The organism is Streptomyces sp. NPDC005402, assembly GCF_040606575.1.
In the GTDB taxonomy this organism is placed as follows: domain Bacteria; phylum Actinomycetota; class Actinomycetes; order Streptomycetales; family Streptomycetaceae; genus Streptomyces.
The window spans coordinates 60,522-81,149 of record NZ_JBEXFB010000003.1 but is presented as its reverse complement, the minus strand read 5'-3'; the positions used below and the strand labels follow the sequence as shown (position 1 = coordinate 81,149).

The following is a 20,628-nucleotide window of genomic DNA, read 5'->3' as shown; positions in this document are numbered from 1 at the left end:
CCCGCTCCACCTCAGGCTCGTCGGCCGAGCTCCGGACGCTTGGTGTAGTCGGTGAACCCGAGAACGTTGCCCCAGGGGTCGGCGACCTCGACGGTCCAGCCCGTGACCACGGAGAAGGGCTCGTCGAGCGGTTCGACGCCGGCCGCGTCCAGCTCTCGGGCGGCGGTCCTGGCGTCCGGTACCTCCAGCCACACGCGTGTGGCGGGCCACGGCGGCGGCCGGTGCCCCAGCCCCTCCTCCTGCCGGAGCAGGATCCCGGGCGTCTCGCCGCCGACCTTCAGCAGCGCGATCCCGGCCTCGTCGAGCCGGAAGCCCACCGTGAAACCCGCGCGCTCGTAGAAGGACACGGCCTCGCCGAGGTCCCCGACGGGCAGCAGCACGTTGTCGAAACCGAGCAGTTCGTACGACTGGTCATCTGACATGTCGTCAGATTAAGCCTGAGGTGACCGAACCGGCTTCTGCGACGCGGTGTCCGTCGTGCATGATGACCGGGCGCATTGTCGTCTTTTCGCGGGTCCTCCCGCTTCGGTCCCCAGGAGCAGTCCCCCTTGAGCGAACAGCAGGGTCACGAACAGCAGGATCCGCAGCAGGGCCCCCATCCGGGCCATCCGCAGGGCCCCCCGCCGGGCTACCAGCAGCCGGGGTACCAGCAGCAGGGCCCTCAGCCGGGCTACCCGCCCCCCGGATTCCCGCCACCGGGCTACTATCCGCCGCCCCCGGGGACGTACACCGGAGACCCCAACGCCCCCTACGGCTACGACCCGTACGGGCGGCCGTACTCCGACAAGTCGAAGGTCATCGCGGGCATCCTCCAGCTCACCCTCGGCGGCTTCGGCGTCGGACGCTTCTACCTGGGCAACGTGGGGATGGGTCTCGCCCAGCTCTTCACCTGCGGCGGCCTCGGCGTCTGGTCGCTGGTCGACGGCATCCTGCTGCTCACGGGGAACGACCACACCGATGAACACGGGCGGATCCTCCGGAGCTAGGGCGCCGGGGACCGGGACCCCGGTGTCCCCGCGGCGCTCCCTGCTCCGCCACCCCGCGACTGCCCCCTCGGCGGTACTCGCCGCGGGGGCCGCAGGTGCGGTCCACCTCTACAACACGGACCCGCACGAGCCCGGCCACGTCCTGCCGCAGTGCCCGTTCCGGTGGCTCACCGGCCTGCTCTGCCCGGCCTGCGGCGGCACCCGCATGGTCTACGACCTGATGCACGGCCACTTCACCGAAGCGTGGCTGGACAACCGGGCCCTGCTGCTCGCCTCCCCGTACGCCCTGGTCCTGCTGGGCCGCTGGGCGTGGGCGGGCCTGCACGGCCGCCGCTGGCGCCCCACGCTGAGCCCCCGGGCCCAGGTGGGCGTCCTCGCGGTGGCCCTGGCCTGGACGGTGGCCCGCAACATCGTCTAGCCCGCCTGCGCCCGGGGCCCGTTGTCAGTGCCGCCTCGTACTGTCGTCCGCATGGGAATCGTGAGGTTCGTCGACGAGACGACAAGCGGGAGCCGCAGCGACGGCTGGGGGCTGGAGATCGCCGAGGAGCGGCTCGCCGTGCGCGAGTTGATCCGCCGCCGGGTCTTCCAGGAGGTCGCCGAGTACAACGCGCGCACGCCCGCCGTCTTCCAGGGCCTGGTCCAGCCCGAGGACACCGAACGCGTGGTGAACGGCTACGCGTTGCGCACGCCCCGCCGTTTGGACCCCGAGACCCAGACCGAGATCGCCCTCAGGGCCTTCGCGGGCAACGGCTTCCTGGTGCTGGTCGGTGACCGCCAGGTGACCGAACTCGACGAGGAGATCGACCTCGTGCTCGGCACCGAGGTGACGTTCCTGAAGCTCGTCCCGCTGGTGGGTGGCTGACCATGGGCGAGATCCAGAAGTACAAGGACCTGATCGGCCGCCGCGTCGCCGACGACGAGCTGGAGGAGCTCGCCGTCGACCTGCTCAAGGCCGCGATCGCCAACAAGGGCAACTGGACCGGTCTGTGGGACGGCGTCCTCGCCCGACTGCTCGAACTGCCGCCGCAGGCGCGGTCGCGGGTCGCCGACGGCCTCGTGACGCAGTACCACTCGGACCAGGCAGGACCGAACGCCCGGGAGAACGCGCTGATCCTGCTGGGCATCGTCTCCCGCGACCTGCCGCCCCACGACCGCCTCACCGCGGAACGCCTGGCCCTGCTCGACACGATCTCCCGGCAGCACTCCTTCTGGTACGGCGCCCGCTACGAGAACCTCATCGAGGCCGAGCTGGCCGCCGGCCGCCCGGTCGCACCCGCCGTCGTCGCCACCGTCCGCCGCTCCGTCCTGCACGCCTACCGGAACGAGGACCTGCCCAGGACGGCCGAGAAGCTGACCGAGCCACCCCTCAACGTCGGCGAGGAGTGGGCCGAGGAAGCCCTGCGGGAGACCGACCCCGCCTGGCAGGAGCTCCTGGCGCACATGACGACCGCCACCGCGGCCAAGCCCTCCGCCAAGTGGGACAAGCAGGCCGCCGCCCTGGTCGGCACGCTCGGCCCCGACCGCGTCCGCGAGGCGGTGGTCCGCTGGCTCACCCTCGTCGGCCGCCCCCGCACCTTCGAGCTGGAACGCGGACGGTACGAACCGGACGTCAACAGCGCCTACGACCCCTACAACGCGAACGCCCTCCGCGGCCTCGCCTGGCTGCTCTCCCTCCTCCCCCCGCACCCGGACACCGCCCGCGCCCTCGGCGCCCTCGTCGAGACCTCCCTCAAGAAGGTCGCCGGCCTCGGCCCCCGCAACCCGAAGGTCGCCAACGCCGGGGTCAACGCCCTCGCCCGCGTCGACAGCGAGGCCGCACTCGCAGAACTCGCCCGCCTGGCCACCAGGGTGACGTACAAGAACACCGCCAAACTGCTCGACGCGGCTCTGGAGGCCCGCGCCGTCGCCCTGGGCCTCAGTCGCGCGGAGATCGAGGAACTGGCCGTACCGGCGTACGGCCTGACCGAGGTCGGACGCGCCGAGCACCGGCTCGGCGAGTCCACCGCCGTCCTCGAAGTGCAGGGCACCAGGGCCGTGTTGACCTGGCGCAACGCGAGTGGCAAGCCGGTGAGGACCGTGCCCGCCGCCGTACGACGGGACCACGCGGAGGAGTTGAAGGAACTCAAGGCGGCCGTCAAGGACATCGACAGGATGCTCTCGGCCCAGAGCGAGCGCCTGGACCGCCAGTTCCTCGCCGACCGCACCTGGCCCTACGCCACCTGGCGCGAGCGCTACCTCGACCACCCCCTGGTCGGCACCCTCGCCCGCCGCCTCCTGTGGACGGTCGACGGCACGACGGCCGGCCACGCCGAAGGCGCCCTGCGCACGATCACCGACGTCCCGGTCACCGACGGCACGGAAGTCCGCCTCTGGCACCCGGTGGACCACACCCCCGCGGAGATCGTCGCCTGGCGCGACTGGCTGGAACGCCACAGCATCACCCAGCCCTTCAAGCAGGCCCACCGAGAGGTCTACCTGCTGACGGACGCCGAGCGCACCACCGGCACCTACTCCAACCGTTTCGCGGCCCACGTCCTGCGCCAGCACCAGTTCCACTCGCTGGCCGCGGCCAGGGGCTGGCGCAACAAACTCCGCCTGGCCGTCGACGACGAGGCGCCGCCGCCCAGCCGGGACCTCGCGCGCTGGGGTCTGAGAGCCGAGTACTGGGTCGAGGGCGAGGGCGGCGAGGACTACACGGACATCACCGACTCCGGCACTTTTCTGCGCCTGCGCACCGACCAGGTCCGCTTCTACCCGATCGACGCCCCCGAGAACTCGGCGCACTGCGCCGGCGGCGAGTACCGCATGTGGCTCCGCGACGGCGCCGACCCGGTCGACCCCCTGCTCCTTGCGGAGATCCCGCCCCTGGTCCTCTCCGAAGTCCTGCGCGACGTGGACCTGTTCGTCGGCGTGGCCAGCGTCGGCAACGACCCCACCTGGCAGGACGGCGGCCCCGGCGGCCGCTTCCACGAGTACTGGACGTCGTACGGCTTCGGAGAGCTCAACCAGAGCGCGGAGACCCGCCGTCTCCTCCTGGACCGCCTGATCCCGAGGCTCGCGATAGCCGACCGCTGCGCCCTGGAGGGCCGCTTCCTCCACGTCAAGGGCGACCGCCACACGTACAAGATCCATCTCGGCTCGGGCAACATCCTCCGCACCCCGAACGACCAGTACCTCTGCATCGTCCCGAAGTCCGGCCCGTCCGCCCCGCAGGCCGGTTACCTCCCCTACGAGGGCGACCGCATGCTCGCGGTCATCCTCAGCAAGGCGATGATGCTGGCGGACGACACGCGGATCACGGACCCGACGATCCTGAGCCAGCTGTGACCGTGGGCCGTCGACTCACATGTTGCTGAGCGAGCGGGCGTAGTTGATCTGCCCCATGACCTGCGGGAAGGTCTGCGGTCCGAAGGCCGGCAGCATCGTCGAGTGGTGTCGGCCCGCGCTCGTCACGGTGACCTGGATGTAGCCCGTGGTCCTCTTCTCCTTCATCAGGAGGAAGAACAGCCCGAGGAGGCAGAACACGAAGAAGATGATCGCGAGCACGATGGCGTGCGCCGGGATCTTCTCCTCGGTGTGCGACATGTCGGTGGCGTTCCACACCGCGCCGCGCAGGGGAAGGAGCCCGGCCGGTGTGATGATCTGGTCGGCCGTCACCGTGATGTCCCCGATGGACAGCAGGGGGGCGTTACCGCCCGCGGGGGCGCCCGGAGCGGGCTGCTGCTGGGGGAAGCCGTACGCCGGAGTGGGCGGCTGCTGCGGATAGCCGTACCCCGGGGCCGAGTTGGGGTATCCGTAGCCGGACGGCGGGATCGCGGTGGGCAGGGCCGGCGGGTTGTGCGGGCCCCACTGGCCCGCTCCGCCCTGGTACGGATTCGGCTCGGCCATCTTCTCGTCCCCCGTTTCATCAGCCGTAGGAGATCCGGCTGTTGGACCAGCGCCTCATACTGCCAGTAGGGCCGTTCCCCCCGCCACCGGGAGGAACGGCCCTACTGTCGCCTTGCTGGACGGACCGTCAGAAGCGGCGCGTGATCAGCGCCCTCTTCACTTCCTGGATCGCCTTCGTGACCTCGATACCGCGCGGGCAGGCGTCCGTGCAGTTGAAGGTCGTGCGGCAACGCCACACGCCGTCGCGGTCGTTGAGGATCTCCAGGCGCTGCTCGCCCGCCTCGTCACGCGAGTCGAAGATGAAGCGGTGGGCGTTGACGATGGCCGCCGGGCCGAAGTACTGGCCGTCGTTCCAGAAGACCGGGCACGAGGACGTGCAGGCCGCGCACAGGATGCACTTCGTGGTGTCGTCGAAGCGCTCGCGGTCCTCCGCCGTCTGGAGGCGTTCCCGGGTCGGCTCGTTGGTGTCCTTCGTGATCAGGAAGGGCATCACGTCGCGGTAGGCCTGGAAGAACGGCTCCATGTCGACCACGAGGTCCTTCAGGACCGTGAGGCCCTTGATGGGCTCGACCGTGATCGGCTTCGACGGGTTGATGTCCTTGATCAGCGTCTTGCAGGCCAGACGGTTCTTGCCGTTGATCCGCATCGCGTCCGAACCGCAGATGCCGTGCGCGCAGGAGCGGCGGAAGGTGAGCGTGCCGTCTTGTTCCCACTTGATCTTGTGCAGCGCGTCGAGGACACGCTCCTTCGGGTCGATCTCCAGCTGGAAGTCTTCCCAGGTCGCCTCCGCCGAGACCTCCGAGTTGAAGCGGCGGATGCGGAAGGTGGCCGTGATGTACGGGGAGTCGGCGAAGCCGGGCTCGGGCGTGCCGGCCGCGTCCGCCTTGTCCAGGGTCGGGGTTGCCATCAGTACTTACGCTCCATCGGCTGGTAGCGGGTCTGGACGACCGGCTTGTAGTCGAGACGGATGGACTCGGTGCCGTCGTCGCCCACCTCGCGGTACGCCATGGTGTGGCGCATGAAGTTGACGTCGTCGCGGTTCGGGTAGTCCTCGCGGTAGTGACCGCCGCGGGACTCCTTGCGGGCCAGCGCGGAGACCGCCATGACCTCGGCGAGGTCCAGCAGGTTGCCGAGCTCGACCGCCTCCAGCAGGTCCGTGTTGAAACGCCGGCCCTTGTCCTGGATCGAGACGTTCAGGTAGCGCTCGCGCAGCTCCGCGATCTTCTCGACCGCCGTCTTGATCGTCTGCTCGGTGCGGAACACCATGACGTTCGCGTCCATGGTCTCCTGGAGCTCGCGGCGCAGGACCGACACGCGCTCGGTACCGGTCGCGTTCCGCAGGCGCTCGACCTGGGCGACGACCAGCTCCGCCGGGTTGTCCGGCAGCTCGACGTAGTCGGCCTGCTGGGAGTACTCGGCGGCCGCGATGCCCGCCCGCTTGCCGAACACGTTGATGTCCAGCAGCGAGTTCGTGCCCAGACGGTTCGCCCCGTGCACCGAGACGCACGCGACCTCGCCGGCCGCGTACAGGCCGGGGACGACCGTCGTGTTGTCCGCCAGGACCTCACCCTCGACGTTCGTCGGGATGCCGCCCATCGCGTAGTGCGCGGTGGGCTGGATCGGGATCGGGTCCGTGTACGGCTCGATACCCAGGTAGGTACGGGCGAACTCGGTGATGTCCGGGAGCTTGGCGTCCAGCTGCTCCGGCGGCAGGTGCGTGAGGTCGAGGTAGACGTGGTCGCCCTCGGGACCGCAGCCGCGGCCTTCACGGATCTCCGTGTAGATGGAGCGGGACACGACGTCACGGGACGCGAGGTCCTTCATGACCGGCGCGTACTTCTCCATGAAGCGCTCGCCGTCCTTGTTGCGGAGGATGCCGCCCTCACCGCGGGCGCCCTCCGTCAGCAGGATGCCCATGCGCCAGATGCCGGTCGGGTGGAACTGGAAGAACTCCATGTCCTCCAGCGGGATGCCCCGGCGGTACACGGCGGCCTGGCCGTCACCGGTCAGGGTGTGCGCGTTCGACGTCACCTTGAAGAACTTGCCGCAGCCGCCGGACGCGTAGATCACGGCCTTCGCCTGGAAGACGTGGATCTCGCCGGTCGCCAGCTCGTACGCCACCACGCCGGCCGAGCGCTTCACGCCGTCGACCTCGGTGATCAGCTGGTCCAGGACGTAGAACTCGTTGAAGAACTCCACGCCCTCCTTGACGCAGTTCTGGTACAGCGTCTGGAGGATCATGTGGCCGGTGCGGTCGGCCGCGTAGCAGGACCGGCGGACCGGGGCCTCGCCGTGGTTGCGGCTGTGACCGCCGAAGCGGCGCTGGTCGATCGTGCCGTTCGGCGTGCGGTTGAACGGCAGGCCCATCTTCTCCAGGTCGAGGACCGAGTCGATGGCCTCCTTCGCCAGGATCTCGGCGGCGTCCTGGTCGACCAGGTAGTCACCGCCCTTGACCGTGTCGAAGGTGTGCCACTCCCAGTTGTCCTCCTCCACGTTGGCGAGCGCGGCGGCCATGCCGCCCTGCGCGGCGCCCGTGTGGGAGCGGGTGGGGTAGAGCTTGGTCAGGACCGCGGTGCGGCTGCGCTTCGTCGACTCGATGGCCGCGCGCATGCCCGCGCCACCGGCGCCGACGATGACGGTGTCGTACTTGTGGATCTTCATGATTCTCGCAGCCCCGTGCCTAGCGGATGTTCGGGTCGAAGGTGAAGATCACCAGCGTGCCCAGCAGGATGGTGAACACCGTGGCGGTGTAGAGCAGGCCCTTGAGCCACAGCCGGGTGTTCGGGCGCTCCGCGTAGTCGTTGATGATCGTGCGCAGGCCGTTGGCGCCGTGCAGCATCGCGAGCCACAGCATCATCAGGTCCCAGACCTGCCAGAACGGGGATGCCCAGCGGCCGGCCACGAAGGCGAAGCCGATCTTCGAGACACCGCCGTCCAGCACGAGCTGGATCAGCAGGTGCCCGATGACCAGGACGACCAGCACGACACCCGACAGGCGCATGAACAGCCATGCGGCCATCTCGAAGTTGCCACGGGTCGAGCGAGGGGTCTTCTTGGTGCGCTTGCGCGGGGCCTCGATCAGCGGCGCCGGGTTGTCGACGCCGTAGCCGGAGTCGCCCTCGACGGGGCCGATGCCGGAAGCGGTGGTTTCAGTGGTCGCCATCGGTATCAGCTCCCGAACAGTTCACGAGCGGCGTGGCCGAGGACGGGGTAGATCGCCCCGATCATGAGCACGACCCACAGGCCCACGACGGACCAGAGCATCTGCTTCTGGTAGCGCGGGCCCTTCGACCAGAAGTCGACGGCGATGACGCGCAGGCCGTTGAGCGCGTGGAAGAGGATGGCGGCCACGAGGCCGTACTCCAGACACGCGACGATCGGGGTCTTGTACGTGGCTACGACCTTGTCGTAGTCCTCGGGTGAGACACGGACGAGAGCGGTGTCCAGCACGTGAACGAACAGGAAGAAGAAGATGAGGACGCCGGTGACTCGATGAGCCACCCAGGACCACATTCCTTCCCGGCCGCGGTACAGCGTTCCAGCCGGCACGGAAGTCCCTCCGGGAGCGGGGTATCGGGGCCAGCCGGCTTGTGCTGTCGGTCGGGCCCGGCCGGGTACGGTCCACCGGCCCCCAGCATCGTAGCGATGCGCTGCCGCTGGGCTTAGCCGGGGCCTACCTGTGTGATCAAAGTGGCACGCAGATGGGGGAACTCGGCGGCAAATAGGGTGGTATCTGCTGTGATGTGCCGGGCGTGGCGCCGTGGGGCCTGGTCACGCCCGCGCGACGGTAGCCGCCTGGCGACTACCGGCCCGCGCCCCTCAGCAAGGACACCAGACGGCCTCGTGCCAGGCGGCGGAGTTCCTCCGCCGCCACCACCCGTTCGTCTTCCGGATCGTTTGCCAATCGTGACCGGATGCCCGCCAGTGCATGGTCCAGGGCCTCGTCGGCGGGCAGGCCGTCCAGGCAGATGACGAAGGCGTGGCCGAAGCGGGCCTCGTAGGCCGCGTGGGCCGCGCCCATGGCCATGTGGGCTGCCGAATACGCGCCCTCCGGCAACACGGGGAGCGTCTCGGCCGCCAGGGCCTCGGAGAGATCCGACACGGTCAGGTCGTACGCCGCCTCGTCTGCGGCCGCGAGCAGCGCTTCCACGGTCGGATAGGGGCGGTGGGCCACGACCCGCTCCGCCCAGCGGAGGCTGCGCAGACAGTCCAGGAGCAGGGGCTGTGCCTCGTCGGCGGGCGCGATGTTGAAGGCGTCCAGGACGGTGGGCAGGGACGGTATGGCCAGTCGGCCGGGAGAATGTGTGGGCGTCACGTGTGTTTCGGCAGGGGAAGCTGTGAGCGGAGTGACATCAGGCTATCGAGAGTGGACATGACCTGTCCGACGGATGCCCGATTTTCACCCGCACGGGGGCGTTTCTGCATGGTTGGAGGACGCGGTCCTCTCTCCCAAGGCCCTAGGTTGGCGATGTGAGCCAGCACAGGAAGCGAACGGAGAAGCAGGCACGGGGGCTGATCGCGGGGGCGGTCGTCGTCACCGTCGGGGTCGGGGTGGGCCTCGGTCTGTGGGCGGGCGGCGACAGCGACCCGGCCGGATCGGCCAGTTCCCAGGCCGAGTCACCCCTGGGCGCCAGAGCGGAAGGCTCGCCGGCCCCTTCGAGGGCCCCGAGTCCGGCCCCCAGCCCGACCCGGTCGTACCCCATATCCACCACACCCCGCACCATCCCGGCCGTCCGCGCCCACACCCCGGCGCGCGGTCCCGGCTGGCGTCCCGCCCCCGGCCTGCGCGTGGTCGTGAACGACGCCGGCCTCGCCGACGAGGGACGTCTCCTCGCCGGTGAGCTGGGGCTGACGTACGCCGGGAAGAAGGACGACATACGCGCCGGGGACGTACGCCTCACGGTCAATGGCGGCAAGGGTGCGAACCCGGAGTCGTACCGCATGACCGTGCGCGGCGGGCGGGTCGCCATCAGCGGGCCGGACGACGCGGGGGTGTTCTACGGCACCCGCACGCTCAAGCAGGCGGTGCACGGTGGCGCTACGGCGCCGGAGGGCGTCGTGCGCGACGAGCCCGCCAAGCCGGTGCGCGGATTCCTCCTGGACATCGCGCGCAAGAACTTCACGGCCGGCTGGATCGAGGACCGGGTCCGGGAGCTGGGCGACCTGAAGTTCAACCGGCTCCAGCTGCACTTCTCCGACGACCAGGCGTTCCGGATCGAGTCCGCCTCGCACCCGGAGATCGTGTCGGCGCAGCACCTGACCAAGACGCAGGTGAAGAGGATCGTCGCGCTCGCGGCGCAGCGGCACATCACCGTCGTACCGGAGATCGACTCGCCCGGACACCTGGGGGCCGTCATCGCCGCCCACCCGGAGCTTCAGCTGCGCAGTGCGGCGGGGAACGCGGCGCGCGGGGCCGTCGACATCTCCAATCCCGCTTCCGCCAAGATCGTCGACGACCTGCTGAACGAGTACGCCGGCCTGTTCCCCGGCGCCGACTGGCACCTCGGCGGCGACGAGTACCGCGCGCTCATGGTGTCCGACCCGGAGGCGACCTACCCCCAGCTCGCCACCGCCGCCAGGAAGGCCTACGGCGCCGGCGCCACCGTCGAGGACCTGACCACGGGCTGGCTCAACGACCGCGCCGCCACCGTCCGGGCGCACCGCAGGGCCCCGATCGCGTGGAACGACGGCTTCTTCCGCGGCACGTCCGTCCGGGCCGCCGACGACATCCGGGTCGGGTACTGGACGGGCAAGGAGATCGGCGCCCGGCCGCCGGTGGAGTATCTGAGCGCGGGACGCAAGGTCGTCAACTACAACGACGAGTTCCTCTACTACGTCCTCGGGCAGCCCAACCGCTTCTTCTATCCGACGGGACAGCGGATCTACGAGCAGTGGACCCCGCGAGTCCTCCGCGGTACGACGGCCGTCCCCGCGAAGTACGACAGCCAGATCCTCGGCGGGTACTTCGCAGTGTGGTGCGACTTCCCGAACGCGCAGACGCAGGACCAGGTCGCGGCAGGCATCCGGATGCCGCTCCGGGCGACCGCGCAGAAGCTGTGGGATCCGGGAAAGCCCGCCCTGACCTGGACGCGGTTCAAGGCGCTCGCGGACCGGCTGGGCTGAGGAGCCGGGGGTCCTGTGGACGTACAGGGCCGGCGAACCGTATGTTCCGCATGCCGCGCGTGAGGCTCTGGGGAGAACCCGCGCGGTCGGCTGATCATCCGCACCTCGGGGGGACCTCACCATGCTCTGTACGCGCTGCCTGCATGCCGAAGCCGCACCGGACGGCGTGCTGTGCGCCGGGTGCGCCACGCCCACCGGGTTCGCGGCCCCGCCGGCCGGTGGCACACCGAGGATCTGGCTGCGCTCGCCGGTCGGCCTCGGACGCGCCACCGCGATCCTGCTCGGACTGGCCGCGGCCGTCGACGTGTTCGCCCTCGGCGCGGACTTCCTCATGTACGACGTCACGGGCGACCTCGCCGGGGGCGACACCCGGCCCGCCGTACGGGACCGGTCCGACCTGGCGGACACGCTCACCGGCGTGGCCGGTGCCGCCCAGGGGCTCCTGTTGTTCGTCTGCGCCGTCGTCTTCGTGATCTGGCTGTGGCGAGTCCGGCTCAACGCCGAGGTGTTCGCGCCGAACGGACACCGCAAGGCGCGCGCCTGGGTGATCGCCGGCTGGGTCGTACCGATCGTGGGCCTGTGGTATCCGCGCCGGGTCGTGGTCGACATCTGGGACGCGAGCAGCACGGGGGAGAAGCCCTGGGGGCATGCCCTGATCAACGTCTGGTGGACGCTGTGGCTCCTGTCGACCATCGTCGGGGAGGTCCTGTACACCGCCTTCGACGAGGCGGACACCCCTCGGAGGATTCACGACTCCATGACGCAGACGATGGTCGCGGACGGTCTCGACCTCGTGGCCGCCCTGCTCGCCGCCGCCGTCGTGCTCCGGCTGACCCGGATGCAGGACGAGAAGGCCCGCCAGGGACCCGCGGTGCCCGGCGCCGTATGACGGATTTGGTCCATCCTGCTGCGAACTGTCGTACGAATGTGGTGTATTCGGGCCCGAGCCGTACGAGCAGCCAGGGGGAACCGGGGATGGGCTACTGGGGGTACTTCGTCGTGGGCCGCGGGGAGCGGCCGCTCGCCGAGCTGGACGCGCTGGCCGGAGCCGAGGGCATGGTCCTGCGCGAGTCGGCCCCCGGCGGATGGCAGGTCTGGGAGTACGCGAACGGCGAGGGCGATGTCGGGAACATGAACACCCTCGCCCTGGAGAGCGGTTCGCCCGCCCTCTTCGGATACGTCATGGACAGCGCGTCGGTGGTGGTGGAGGCGGCGGGGCCGGAGAGCGGGGCCTGGACGACCTGTCTGGCCCGGGCCGCCATGGCCGGGTACCTCGGGGACGGTGCGGAGGGACTGACCCTGGAGGACTACTTCCTCGAACCCGGGGACGCGGCCGCGCGCGCCGTCGCCTGGGCCGCGGAGGCGGGCCACGAGGTGGCCGAGGAGCCGCTGCTCGACGTACTGAACTCCGAACCGGACCTGTTGGCCGAAAATCTCTTCTTCCGTATGCTCGACCGGCTCGGTGTGGTGCCCCTGTGACACTCCCGGGCCGTCGCGCGCAGTAAGGGGAAGTGCGGGTTCCGTCAGGGAATGCCGTTCGGCGAGGGAGGCGTGGATGAGTCTGGTGGAGCTGATCGGCCAGGCCGACGAACGCGGACTGGCCGCCAGCGGGTTGGCTTGTTTGGATCGGTGCGTACCGCTGCTCGGCGGCGACGACGAGGTGCTGCGGCCCCTGTGGGCGGGGCTCGCGGACGACGCCGGGGCCGAGGAGTGGGGCGAACGGCTGGAGCAGGTGCGGGGGAAGCTGGGCGGGGACGCGGAGTTCGGGGCGGCCGACGGGGAGCCGGGTCGGGCGGGCACCGGCGACTTCTCCGGCTCCGGTGAGGACGAGGCCGTGCTGCTGGCCCGGCGGATGCTCGCCGCCGCGCCGGTGGAACCGTCGGACAGCGCCTTGCGGGTGTGGGCCGACGCCTGTTCGGTCGCGGCGCTCCAGATCCACCGGCTGCTCGACCCCCTCAAGGACGCCGGCGACTCGGTCGACGCCCGCCGCGAGGGCCGTACGGAGGGCATGTCCCCCCTCGTCGCCGCCGAACTGCGCCGCCAGATCACCGTCCTGGAACTCCTCGCCGGCCACGGCCCGGCGGGACTGCGCCCGGCCCTGGAGGTCTCGACGGAGGGCCGCCGGGTGCTGCGCGCGGTGGTGTCCCGGAGGAGTCGACGGCGGGGGTGAAAGCTGGTGGCTCAGTGGTCAAGTGGCTCATTGGATGAGCCACTTGACCACCGCGTCCCCGTACTGCGCCGTCTGCCCGTAGAACGCCGTCAGATCCCGGTGCGCCGCCGCGAACACCCCGCGCGCCTCCCCTTCCGCGGCCGTTCCGCCGTATCTCGGCAGCAGTTCCTCGCGGGCGAGGAGCCACAGGGCCTCGAAGTCGGCCGAACCCAGGTAGGCCGAGACGCGGTTCGCCCGGGCCGCGGTCAGGAGCAGGAACGGCGGTTTGTCGTGGTCACCCGGGTAGACCGGCAGGCCGCCGAGGACCACCTCGGCGCCGGCGTAGAGGAGTTCGTGGTCCAGATAGGACTTGTTCAGTACCTCCTCGCGGTGTCGTCCGATGCGTTCGCGCACGGTGTCCCAGTCGTCCTCGAACAGCCGTTGCATCCAGTTCGCGCTGTTGCGCAGGGCCGAGGGCGGCACCGCGCGGAGATGGAAGTAGTCGCTCATCAGAGACAGGAGCGCACGGGAGGAGGGAATCGTCACTCCGGCGTCAACCTCGCTCCCGAGAGGGTCCTGTGACCGTCCGGGGAGGGTTGCGGCGAAGGTGCGTCGGTCCTGCACCGGTCCCGCCGAGACCCCCCGATCCGGGTGACGAAACACCCCGCCGAAACGCTTTCACCCTTGTGACGACTGATGTGACGGCTCAGGCAACTGCCCCTACGACGGCTGATGTGACCACCCGCCAGACCAGCCGCCCCTCCGCCGCCGCCAAACCCGTGCGGTGGGCCGCCGACGCGGTGTCGGCCCTGCGCGAGGGCGCCCGCGTCCGGCTCGACTACTCGGCGCAGAGCCTGTGGCGCGTCGACCGGCTGATCGAGGAGATACGGCGGGAGGGGGCGCCGTACGCCGCCGTGGAGACCGTGCTGCGCGGGCTCGGCGCCTACGCCGGTGAGGTCGTCGTCCGCCAGGCCGGTGCCGAGTGGTGGACGAGTGGCGGCGAGCACTGGGTCCGTACGCCCGACGGACGGCTGTGGGACCCCGTGGACGAGGCCCGCCGCTGCTTCGCCGGCGACGGCTCGCTGCGGCTGCTGTGCCGCGATGCGACGGGTACCGTGCGGCACTGATCGCGGGAGGCGCGGTGAACGCGGAACGGGCGCCCACTCCCCGCAGTGCGGGTGAGCGGACGCCCGAGCCGTTGGTCTCGGCCCTCGAAAGGGCCGTCCGGCGAACTACTTGATGTAGACCAGGCCGTCCGTGGTGATCGTCGGACGGCCGCTGGTGCCGACCACCACGATCTTCACGGTGTGCTTGGCGCTGCTGGACCAGGACTTGGTCCAGATCGCGTCGCGGTACTTCGTGGTCGAGGACTTCAGGTCCACGGTCGCGACCTTGGTGCCGTCCACGTACACGTACGCCTGCCCGGAGGTGGACGCCCGCGAGACCACCCAGGAGGCGGACCGGCCGGTGAACGTCCAGCTCAGGCTCGCGCCCTTGGAACCGCTGGAGTACGACTTCCCGCCGAGGTAGCTCGTGGACGAACGACTCGTCCAGCTGCCCGACTTGGAGGCCGAGGTCTCCTGAAGGATCATCGGCGTGTAGGAGGGCGACGAGGTGCGGGTGTTGCCCGCGACGTCGTACGCCTTCATCGACCAGGTGCTCGCGGTGCCGGACTTGGCGGTACGGCTGGAGCTGGTGGTGGTCGGGCCGAAGGTGGCCGTCGTCGGGGAGAGCAGGCTCACCTGCTTCAGGGCCTGGGAGTCGGCGGCCTTCCAGGCGAGGGTGACCGGGACGGCGGTGGTGTTGACCGTGCCGGTGCGCAGGGTGATCTTCGGGGTGGTGGAGAAGGTCGGCGCGGTGGTGTCGGTGACGACGGTCAGCGCGGTGGTCGTCGCGGTCTTGCCGGACTGGTGCACCGCTCGCACGGCGACCTTGTGGCTGCCCGCGGCCAGGGTCGTGCTCGCCGAGGTGGCCGTACCGGACGTGGTGGCGACGACCTTGCCGTCGACCAGCAGCTCGAACTTCGAGATCAGCGAAGCCGGGGTGGTGGCCGCCCACTTCGCCGTGATCGCGCCCTTCGTCCAGTACGTCGAGCCGGACAGGGTCGCGCCGGTCAGCGAGGCGACCTTGAGGCCCTGTACCGGGCCGGACGCCCACGCGCGGATGGTCGGCAGCTGGGCGTAGAGGGAGTTGCCCGGGCACTCGGTGGCGTAGCCGTCGCGGTGGCCGGAGACCCGGTTGAAGGTGTAGAGGCTGCCGGCGGTGAAGCTCGTACCGGCGAGGTTCTTCTGGGTGGCGCCCGCCTTCAGCTGGACGGTCGAGTTGGGGTCGACGCCGTACTGGCCGAGCTTCCAGGCGGCGATCCTGGCGACCGAGGTGAGGGCGGCGTTCGAGGCGCCCGTCGCGGTGTACTCGCCGAGGACCGCGATGCCGGTGGACTCACGGTTCCAGCCGTAGGTGTGGGCGCCCAGGACCGGCTGGTCGACGCCGCCCTTGCGGCCCTCGAAGATCGTGCCGCACTTGTCGACCAGGAAGTTGTAGCCGAGGTCGTTCCAGCCGTTGCCGTTGGGGTCCGGGGCGGTGTGGTACGCGTAGATGGCCCGCACGATCGACGCCGATTCGGCGCAGGTGTAGTCGTTCGACCCGGCCGTGTGATGGACGAAGACGGCCTTCACGTCCGCGTTGTACTCCGACGGGTCGGGGCTCAGCGACTCGTCGGCGCCCCAGTCGGCGCGCGAGACGATCGGCGGCTCGGGGACCGTCGACGGAGGCGCGGTGGGAGTGGTGGCGGTCGGCGTTGGCGTCGGCGTCGGCGTCGGGGAGACGGTGGCGGGCGTCGAAGCCGGGGCGGACGCCGTGGCCGGGTCCGTCGGGGTCGGCGTCCCGGTCTCGTCCGCGGCAGCGGCGAACGCCGCCGGGTCGGTGTCGCCGCCCGCGTCCCTCTGCTCGGCGGCGGTCGCGATACCCGGGTCGACCAGGTTGACCTTGAGACCCGAGGGCAGTCCGGCGCTGGTGGTGCCGTCCTCGTGAACGACCTGTACCTCGACACCGTCCGAGGGGCCCACCCACAGCGGTTCGGACGCGCCGCGTGCCCCGGCCCGCTCGTCGGCGTCCTCCACCGGATCCGCGTCCGTCTCCAGGTCCTGCCAGGACGTCCACGCGCCGGTGTCGATGCTCCGGGTGCGTACCTGCGCCTTGCCGTCGAGCGGCTTGGTCGCCCCCGTCCAGGAGATACCGAGCAGCGAGAACTGCTTGGTCTCGGTGCGCGGCAGCTCGCGCTCGCCGGTCTCGGGAGCCTTCAGTGCCAGGTTGTAGACCTTCACCGGCCGCTTGGGCTGCAGGTCCCCCGCGGTGTCGGTCGACGGACTGGCGGCGGCGTAGGTGGCGATGCCGCCGCCTCCCAGAACCACCGCACCGAGCGTCAGCCACGCCCGCCGCTTCATGCTGAGCGGTCTGTACGCACGGCTTTTACGACTCACTACCCCACCCCTGAATTGGTCACAGAAACACCACCTGTCACACAGGTGGCACTCACACAGCGTACGAACACTGCCAGGTGTCACAGGTGTTCGAGGTGCGGTGCCTGGAATGTCCGACCTGCTGTGACACTTCTGTGAGGTCCGGCGCTGTTGACCGTGGGGGACATGGGCAAGGGCGACCGTGCCGGACGGTGCGGAATCGCCACGAACCGGTACGGACGGGAAAGTTCTTGGGTCAGGGAGGGGAACCCCGCCGCGTGCAGGCGTACGACGGGGAACTGGGCGCGGCCGTCACGCGGGCCCAGGAGGGCGACGAGGCCGCCTTCGCGATCGCCTACCGGCTGGTGCAGCCCGGACTGCTCGGGTATCTGCGCGGGCTGGTCGGGGAGGACGCGGAGGACGTGGCGTCGGACGCCTGGCTGGAGATCGCCCGGGACCTGGGCAGGTTCAGGGGGGACGGGGCCGGGTTCCGCGGCTGGACCGCGACCATCGCCCGGCACCGGGCCCTGGACCATCTGCGCCGGCAGAAGGTGCGGCCCCGGTCGGCGGCGCTGGAGCAGGACATGCTGGACCTGCCGGGCCCGCACAGCACTCACGACCAGGCGCTGGAGTCCCTCTCCACGGAGTACGCCCTGGAACTGGTCCGGGGGCTGCCGCGCGACCAGGCCGAGGCGGTGCTGCTGCGGGTGGTGGTCGGGCTGGACGGCCCCTCCGCCGCCCGCGTCCTCGGCAAGCGCCCCGGCGCGGTGCGCACCGCGGCGTACCGGGGGCTGAAGCGGCTGGCGCACCAGCTGGGCGTCGAGAGTGTGACGGATGACGGCCCCCGGACGCTGGGGGAGTCGACATGACAGGTGAGGACGCCACGTCGGACAGGGACGGACACGGCATGGGTGACGAGCGGAGCGGCGACGCCTCCGGCCGCCGGCATGCGCGTTCGGCGAAGACCGCGCGGGGCCAAGAACGGGGCGCCCGCTCGACGCCGGGCGAGGACCGTCCGCGGGGCGACGACCCCCCGCCCGGCCGGGAACAGTCCTACGACCACGAGTCCCCGTACGACGACAGCCCCCTGGAAGCGCTGCTCGCCGCGGCCATCCGTGGGGGGAAGTCCGAGGGCGAGGCGGAGCGGCTGGCCGTGGCCGCGTTCCGGGCGGCGAGGGACTCCGGGGCGCATCGGGCGCGGACCCGGCGGCGGGACGACTGGCGGCCCCGTGCGCAGCGGCGCCGGGCCCGTTCGTTGCGGGCGACGCTCTCCGTGCTTCTCGCGAGCCTCACCCTCGGCGGTGTCGCCTACGCGGCGATCGGCTCGGCGGGCAGCGGTCAGGACAAGGGCGCGGCTGGGGGCAAGGACGTCCGCGCGAGCGTCTCGGCGAGCACCCCGGCCGAGTCGCACAGCAGCGCGCGCCCCTCCCCGACGGCCCCCGCCGAGCGCCCGCCCACCGCGAGGGACACCCTGGCCCACTGCCGTGCCTACGAGAAGCTCCGCGGCAGCGGCAAGGCGCTGAACTCCACGGCGTTCCAGCGGCTCGTGACGGAGGCCGGCGGCGAGGCGAACGTGAGCGCTTACTGCACCGCGCTGACGGGCCCGTCCGCTGCGAAGGGCGCGGGCGGCGCGAAGGGCGCGGGCAACGGGAATGGCGCGGGCAACGGGAGTGCCGCGGGCAACGGGAATGGCGCGGGTAACGCCAACGGCGGAGGCAACGCCCACGACGCGGGCGGCGCGAATCCGGGGGAGCAGAAGGACAAGGCGAGCGGCCGGTCGAACGCGGACCAGAACCAGTCCAGCCAGTCCAAGAAGCAGTGACCCGGCGCGGCCGCGGCAACGGCCGGGGCCGCCACCCCCCACAGGAGAGGCCCCGGCCGTCGCGCGGCACGGGCCGCGCGGCGGCCCGTACTTTCTTCAGCGTCATGAGTGCGGTTTCTGTCACACCCTGCCGGACCGCCCTCGGATCACGAGGTAGTTGCATTTTGTACGGACATGGACGAGCAGCGGTTTCAGGTCGTAACGTGCCTTTCGCGCCGGGCGCGGAAGTTGAATGATCAACGCGACTCTCGAACGATCACCACAACCCCTCGACGGCTCGAAGCGGCGACCATCGATCGCGACCACGTATTGAGGATTCACGGGTGCTGGGGGACGACGCGGAGTTGACCGCCGCGGTGCTTGCGGCACAGGACGGGGACGAGACCGCGTTCCGGACTGTGTACCGCGCGGTGCACCCGCGGCTGCTCGGATACGTCCGGACGCTGGTCGGTGATCCGGACGCCGAGGACGTGGCCTCGGAGGCCTGGCTCCAGATAGCCCGTGACCTGGACCGTTTCGACGGAGACGCGGACCGGTTCCGCGGCTGGGCGGCCCGGATAGCCCGCAATCGCGCCCTGGACCACATCCGGATGCGCGGCCGCCGTCCCGCCATCGGCGGCGACGAGACCGAGCTGACGGGCAAGCCCGCCGAGTCGGACACCGCGGGCGAGGCCATCGAGGCGCTGGCGACCGGCAGCACCCTCTCGCTCATCGCCCGGCTGCCCCAGGACCAGGCCGAGGCCGTGGTGCTGCGGGTGGTGGTCGGCCTGGACGCCAAAACCGCCGCGGAGACCCTCGGCAAGCGCCCCGGCGCGGTACGGACGGCCGCGCACCGCGGTCTGAAACGGCTCGCCGAGCTCCTCGGCGAGGATCCGGAATCGGCCGGGGTGCTCGATGCCCTGCCGCCGCAGCGAGAACCGCAGGACAGTGCGGTGACGTCCGCGAGTGTGACGCATCTGCGTCCGCGGACGCAGAAGGACATGTGATGGCCGACGAGAGCTACAGGTGGCTGGACCTCGAGACAGCGGAACGGTTGCTGCGCGGCGAGTCCCTGGAAGCTGTCGACGAGGCCGCCCGCGAGCAGGCCGAACGGCTCGCGAAAACACTGGACGCGCTGACCGTGGAACCCGCGCCGACCAGCGCCGAACTCCCGGGCGAGGAGGCCGCGCTGGCCGCGTTCCGCAAGGTGCGCGCGGGTCGTGCGGACGACTGGGTGAGCCCGCCCGTCCGGGGCCGGCACCGGCCCGGAGCCGGTTCCGCCGACGCCGGACTCGTGCGGATCGGCGCCCCGGAGGCGGGAGCCGGCCGTCCCCGCCGGCGGCGTCCCGCACACCTCGGACTGGCCGCCGTACTGGCCGTCGGGATGGTGGGCGGAGTGGCCGTCGCGGCCGGAATCGGAGTTCTTCCGCACGTCGGGGACGGCGAACCGGAACCCGCGGCGTCGGTGTCGGCCGCAGCCACCCCGGACCGCCCGCTCGTCTCACCGTCGGCCCCGGCCCCCCAGGTCGTCCCCTCGCCCGAGGGCTCCCCCTCCGGCGGGACCGGCTCCCGGGACACGGCTCGCGGCGACATCGGCGCGTCGCCCGACAGGGGCTCGGAAGGGCTCGGCGTACGGCCCCGCGGCGACCTGGACGGGGCCGCCTCTGCCTGCCGTGACCTGCGCGCCGGCAAGAAACTCGACCCGACCCGCAAGCACACCCTGGAAGGCGCGGCGGGCGACACCTCGCAGGTGTGGAAGTACTGCAAGGGGGTCCTGTCCGGCGCCCCCACCCAGGGCGGCGACGCCAAGTCCGCCCCCGACGACCACAAGGGCGACGGCAAGGGCGAGGACACCGGCGCCCACGAGGACAACGACAAGAGCGGCGGCGGTCACAACGGCAGGGGCGACAAGGGCGGTCACCACGGTGGCCGGTTCACGTCCCCCCGCAAGAACCACCACGGCCCGGACGGCGGCACCTCCGACACCGCCTCCGACGCCCCGCTCACCACGACCCGGGCAACGATGTCACCGGACCCGGCGCCGAGCCCGTCGTACAGCGCGCTCTGACCCTCACTCACCTCGATGACCTGCGCTTTTCCCACCCGCCCCGATCTCGCTCGCGGTGGGTGTGACGTTTTCGGCCGCTGCGGCGCAGTACTGAGTGAGCCGACTGGTCATCGGCCGTCGCACAGAGCCGGGGTTCCCCCCGTACCTACGGCTCG

22 protein-coding genes are annotated in these 20,628 nt (G+C 71.0%); 13 read left to right on the top strand and 9 right to left on the bottom strand.

Annotated elements, in window-relative coordinates; genetic code table 11:
- Positions 1-11 precede the first annotated feature (11 nt).
- Positions 12-422 carry a VOC family protein gene (locus tag ABZT02_RS06245; protein WP_356014780.1) on the bottom strand — a complete coding sequence of 137 codons (411 nt, stop codon included), beginning with the start codon at positions 420-422 and terminating at the stop codon, positions 12-14.
- A 126-nt stretch (positions 423-548) separates the two neighbouring features.
- Here ABZT02_RS06245 and ABZT02_RS06240 point away from each other — a divergent pair, with 126 nt between their 5' ends.
- The 4 genes from ABZT02_RS06240 to ABZT02_RS06225 are packed head-to-tail and all read left to right on the top strand — an operon-like array spanning position 549 to position 4,313.
- Positions 549-986 carry a TM2 domain-containing protein gene (locus ABZT02_RS06240; RefSeq protein ID WP_356014778.1) on the top strand — a complete coding sequence of 146 codons (438 nt, stop codon included), beginning with the start codon at positions 549-551 and terminating at the stop codon, positions 984-986.
- Between the two features lie 22 nt (positions 987-1,008).
- Entirely contained in the window at positions 1,009-1,404 is a 396-nt protein-coding gene (locus tag ABZT02_RS06235) for a DUF2752 domain-containing protein (RefSeq protein WP_356014776.1), read from the top strand.
- A 51-nt stretch (positions 1,405-1,455) separates the two neighbouring features.
- Entirely contained in the window at positions 1,456-1,848 is a 393-nt protein-coding gene (locus ABZT02_RS06230; RefSeq protein WP_356014773.1) for a hypothetical protein, read from the top strand.
- A 2-nt stretch (positions 1,849-1,850) separates the two neighbouring features.
- A complete protein-coding gene (locus ABZT02_RS06225) occupies positions 1,851-4,313 on the top strand; it encodes a DUF4132 domain-containing protein (protein WP_356014771.1) in 2,463 nt (820 codons plus the stop codon).
- 15 nt (positions 4,314-4,328) lie between these two features.
- Here ABZT02_RS06225 and ABZT02_RS06220 read toward each other — a convergent pair whose 3' ends face one another.
- The 6 genes from ABZT02_RS06220 to ABZT02_RS06195 all read right to left on the bottom strand — a co-directional run bounded on the left by ABZT02_RS06220 (position 4,329) and on the right by ABZT02_RS06195 (position 9,189).
- Positions 4,329-4,874: a hypothetical protein gene (locus ABZT02_RS06220; protein WP_356014769.1), complete on the bottom strand. Its 546-nt coding sequence runs from the start codon at positions 4,872-4,874 to the stop codon at positions 4,329-4,331.
- Positions 4,875-5,001: 127 nt separating this feature from the next.
- A complete protein-coding gene (locus ABZT02_RS06215) occupies positions 5,002-5,781 on the bottom strand; it encodes a succinate dehydrogenase iron-sulfur subunit (protein ID WP_007384238.1) in 780 nt (259 codons plus the stop codon).
- Complete coding sequence (gene sdhA, locus ABZT02_RS06210; RefSeq protein WP_356014767.1) at positions 5,781-7,535, bottom strand: succinate dehydrogenase flavoprotein subunit; 1,755 nt, start codon at positions 7,533-7,535, stop codon at positions 5,781-5,783. Before sdhA ends, ABZT02_RS06215 begins: the two co-directional genes overlap by 1 nt.
- A gap of 19 nt (positions 7,536-7,554) precedes the next feature.
- Positions 7,555-8,037, bottom strand: coding sequence for a succinate dehydrogenase hydrophobic membrane anchor subunit (locus ABZT02_RS06205; protein WP_037718879.1), 483 nt, complete (start codon positions 8,035-8,037; stop codon positions 7,555-7,557).
- A 5-nt stretch (positions 8,038-8,042) separates the two neighbouring features.
- Positions 8,043-8,423, bottom strand: coding sequence for a succinate dehydrogenase, cytochrome b556 subunit (gene sdhC / locus ABZT02_RS06200; protein WP_328640532.1), 381 nt, complete (start codon positions 8,421-8,423; stop codon positions 8,043-8,045).
- Between the two features lie 253 nt (positions 8,424-8,676).
- Complete coding sequence (locus ABZT02_RS06195) at positions 8,677-9,189, bottom strand: 2-oxo-4-hydroxy-4-carboxy-5-ureidoimidazoline decarboxylase (protein WP_356014764.1); 513 nt, start codon at positions 9,187-9,189, stop codon at positions 8,677-8,679.
- A gap of 155 nt (positions 9,190-9,344) precedes the next feature.
- Between ABZT02_RS06195 and ABZT02_RS06190 the strand changes: the two genes are divergently transcribed.
- The 4 genes from ABZT02_RS06190 (at position 9,345) to ABZT02_RS06175 (ending at position 13,167) form a co-directional block, all read left to right on the top strand.
- Complete coding sequence (locus tag ABZT02_RS06190; RefSeq protein ID WP_356014762.1) at positions 9,345-10,997, top strand: family 20 glycosylhydrolase; 1,653 nt, start codon at positions 9,345-9,347, stop codon at positions 10,995-10,997.
- A 121-nt stretch (positions 10,998-11,118) separates the two neighbouring features.
- Positions 11,119-11,886, top strand: coding sequence for a DUF4328 domain-containing protein (locus ABZT02_RS06185; protein WP_356014761.1), 768 nt, complete (start codon positions 11,119-11,121; stop codon positions 11,884-11,886).
- Positions 11,887-11,972: 86 nt separating this feature from the next.
- Positions 11,973-12,476, top strand: a complete 504-nt coding sequence (locus tag ABZT02_RS06180) for a hypothetical protein (protein ID WP_356014759.1) — start codon at positions 11,973-11,975, stop codon at positions 12,474-12,476.
- A gap of 76 nt (positions 12,477-12,552) precedes the next feature.
- Positions 12,553-13,167 carry a hypothetical protein gene (locus ABZT02_RS06175; protein WP_356014756.1) on the top strand — a complete coding sequence of 205 codons (615 nt, stop codon included), beginning with the start codon at positions 12,553-12,555 and terminating at the stop codon, positions 13,165-13,167.
- Between the two features lie 27 nt (positions 13,168-13,194).
- Here ABZT02_RS06175 and ABZT02_RS06170 read toward each other — a convergent pair whose 3' ends face one another.
- Entirely contained in the window at positions 13,195-13,656 is a 462-nt protein-coding gene (locus tag ABZT02_RS06170) for a DUF1877 domain-containing protein (protein ID WP_356014754.1), read from the bottom strand.
- Between the two features lie 224 nt (positions 13,657-13,880).
- On the opposite strand from ABZT02_RS06170, the gene ABZT02_RS06165 reads away from it, so the two are divergent.
- On the top strand, positions 13,881-14,273 hold the full coding sequence (locus ABZT02_RS06165; protein ID WP_356014752.1) for a hypothetical protein: 393 nt from the start codon (positions 13,881-13,883) through the stop codon (positions 14,271-14,273).
- Between the two features lie 105 nt (positions 14,274-14,378).
- Here ABZT02_RS06165 and ABZT02_RS06160 read toward each other — a convergent pair whose 3' ends face one another.
- Positions 14,379-16,589 carry a peptidoglycan recognition protein gene (locus tag ABZT02_RS06160; protein ID WP_356014750.1) on the bottom strand — a complete coding sequence of 737 codons (2,211 nt, stop codon included), beginning with the start codon at positions 16,587-16,589 and terminating at the stop codon, positions 14,379-14,381.
- Positions 16,590-16,855: 266 nt separating this feature from the next.
- Between ABZT02_RS06160 and ABZT02_RS06155 the strand changes: the two genes are divergently transcribed.
- From ABZT02_RS06155 to ABZT02_RS06140, 4 genes are all read left to right on the top strand, one after another.
- Positions 16,856-17,473 carry an RNA polymerase sigma factor gene (locus tag ABZT02_RS06155; protein ID WP_356014749.1) on the top strand — a complete coding sequence of 206 codons (618 nt, stop codon included), beginning with the start codon at positions 16,856-16,858 and terminating at the stop codon, positions 17,471-17,473.
- Positions 17,470-18,426, top strand: a complete 957-nt coding sequence (locus ABZT02_RS06150; protein ID WP_356014747.1) for a hypothetical protein — start codon at positions 17,470-17,472, stop codon at positions 18,424-18,426. Before ABZT02_RS06155 ends, ABZT02_RS06150 begins: the two co-directional genes overlap by 4 nt.
- 323 nt (positions 18,427-18,749) lie before the next feature.
- Entirely contained in the window at positions 18,750-19,412 is a 663-nt protein-coding gene (locus tag ABZT02_RS06145) for an RNA polymerase sigma factor (RefSeq protein WP_356014744.1), read from the top strand.
- Positions 19,412-20,473: a hypothetical protein gene (locus ABZT02_RS06140; protein ID WP_356014742.1), complete on the top strand. Its 1,062-nt coding sequence runs from the start codon at positions 19,412-19,414 to the stop codon at positions 20,471-20,473. Before ABZT02_RS06145 ends, ABZT02_RS06140 begins: the two co-directional genes overlap by 1 nt.
- The last annotated feature ends 155 nt before the right edge of the window (positions 20,474-20,628 follow it).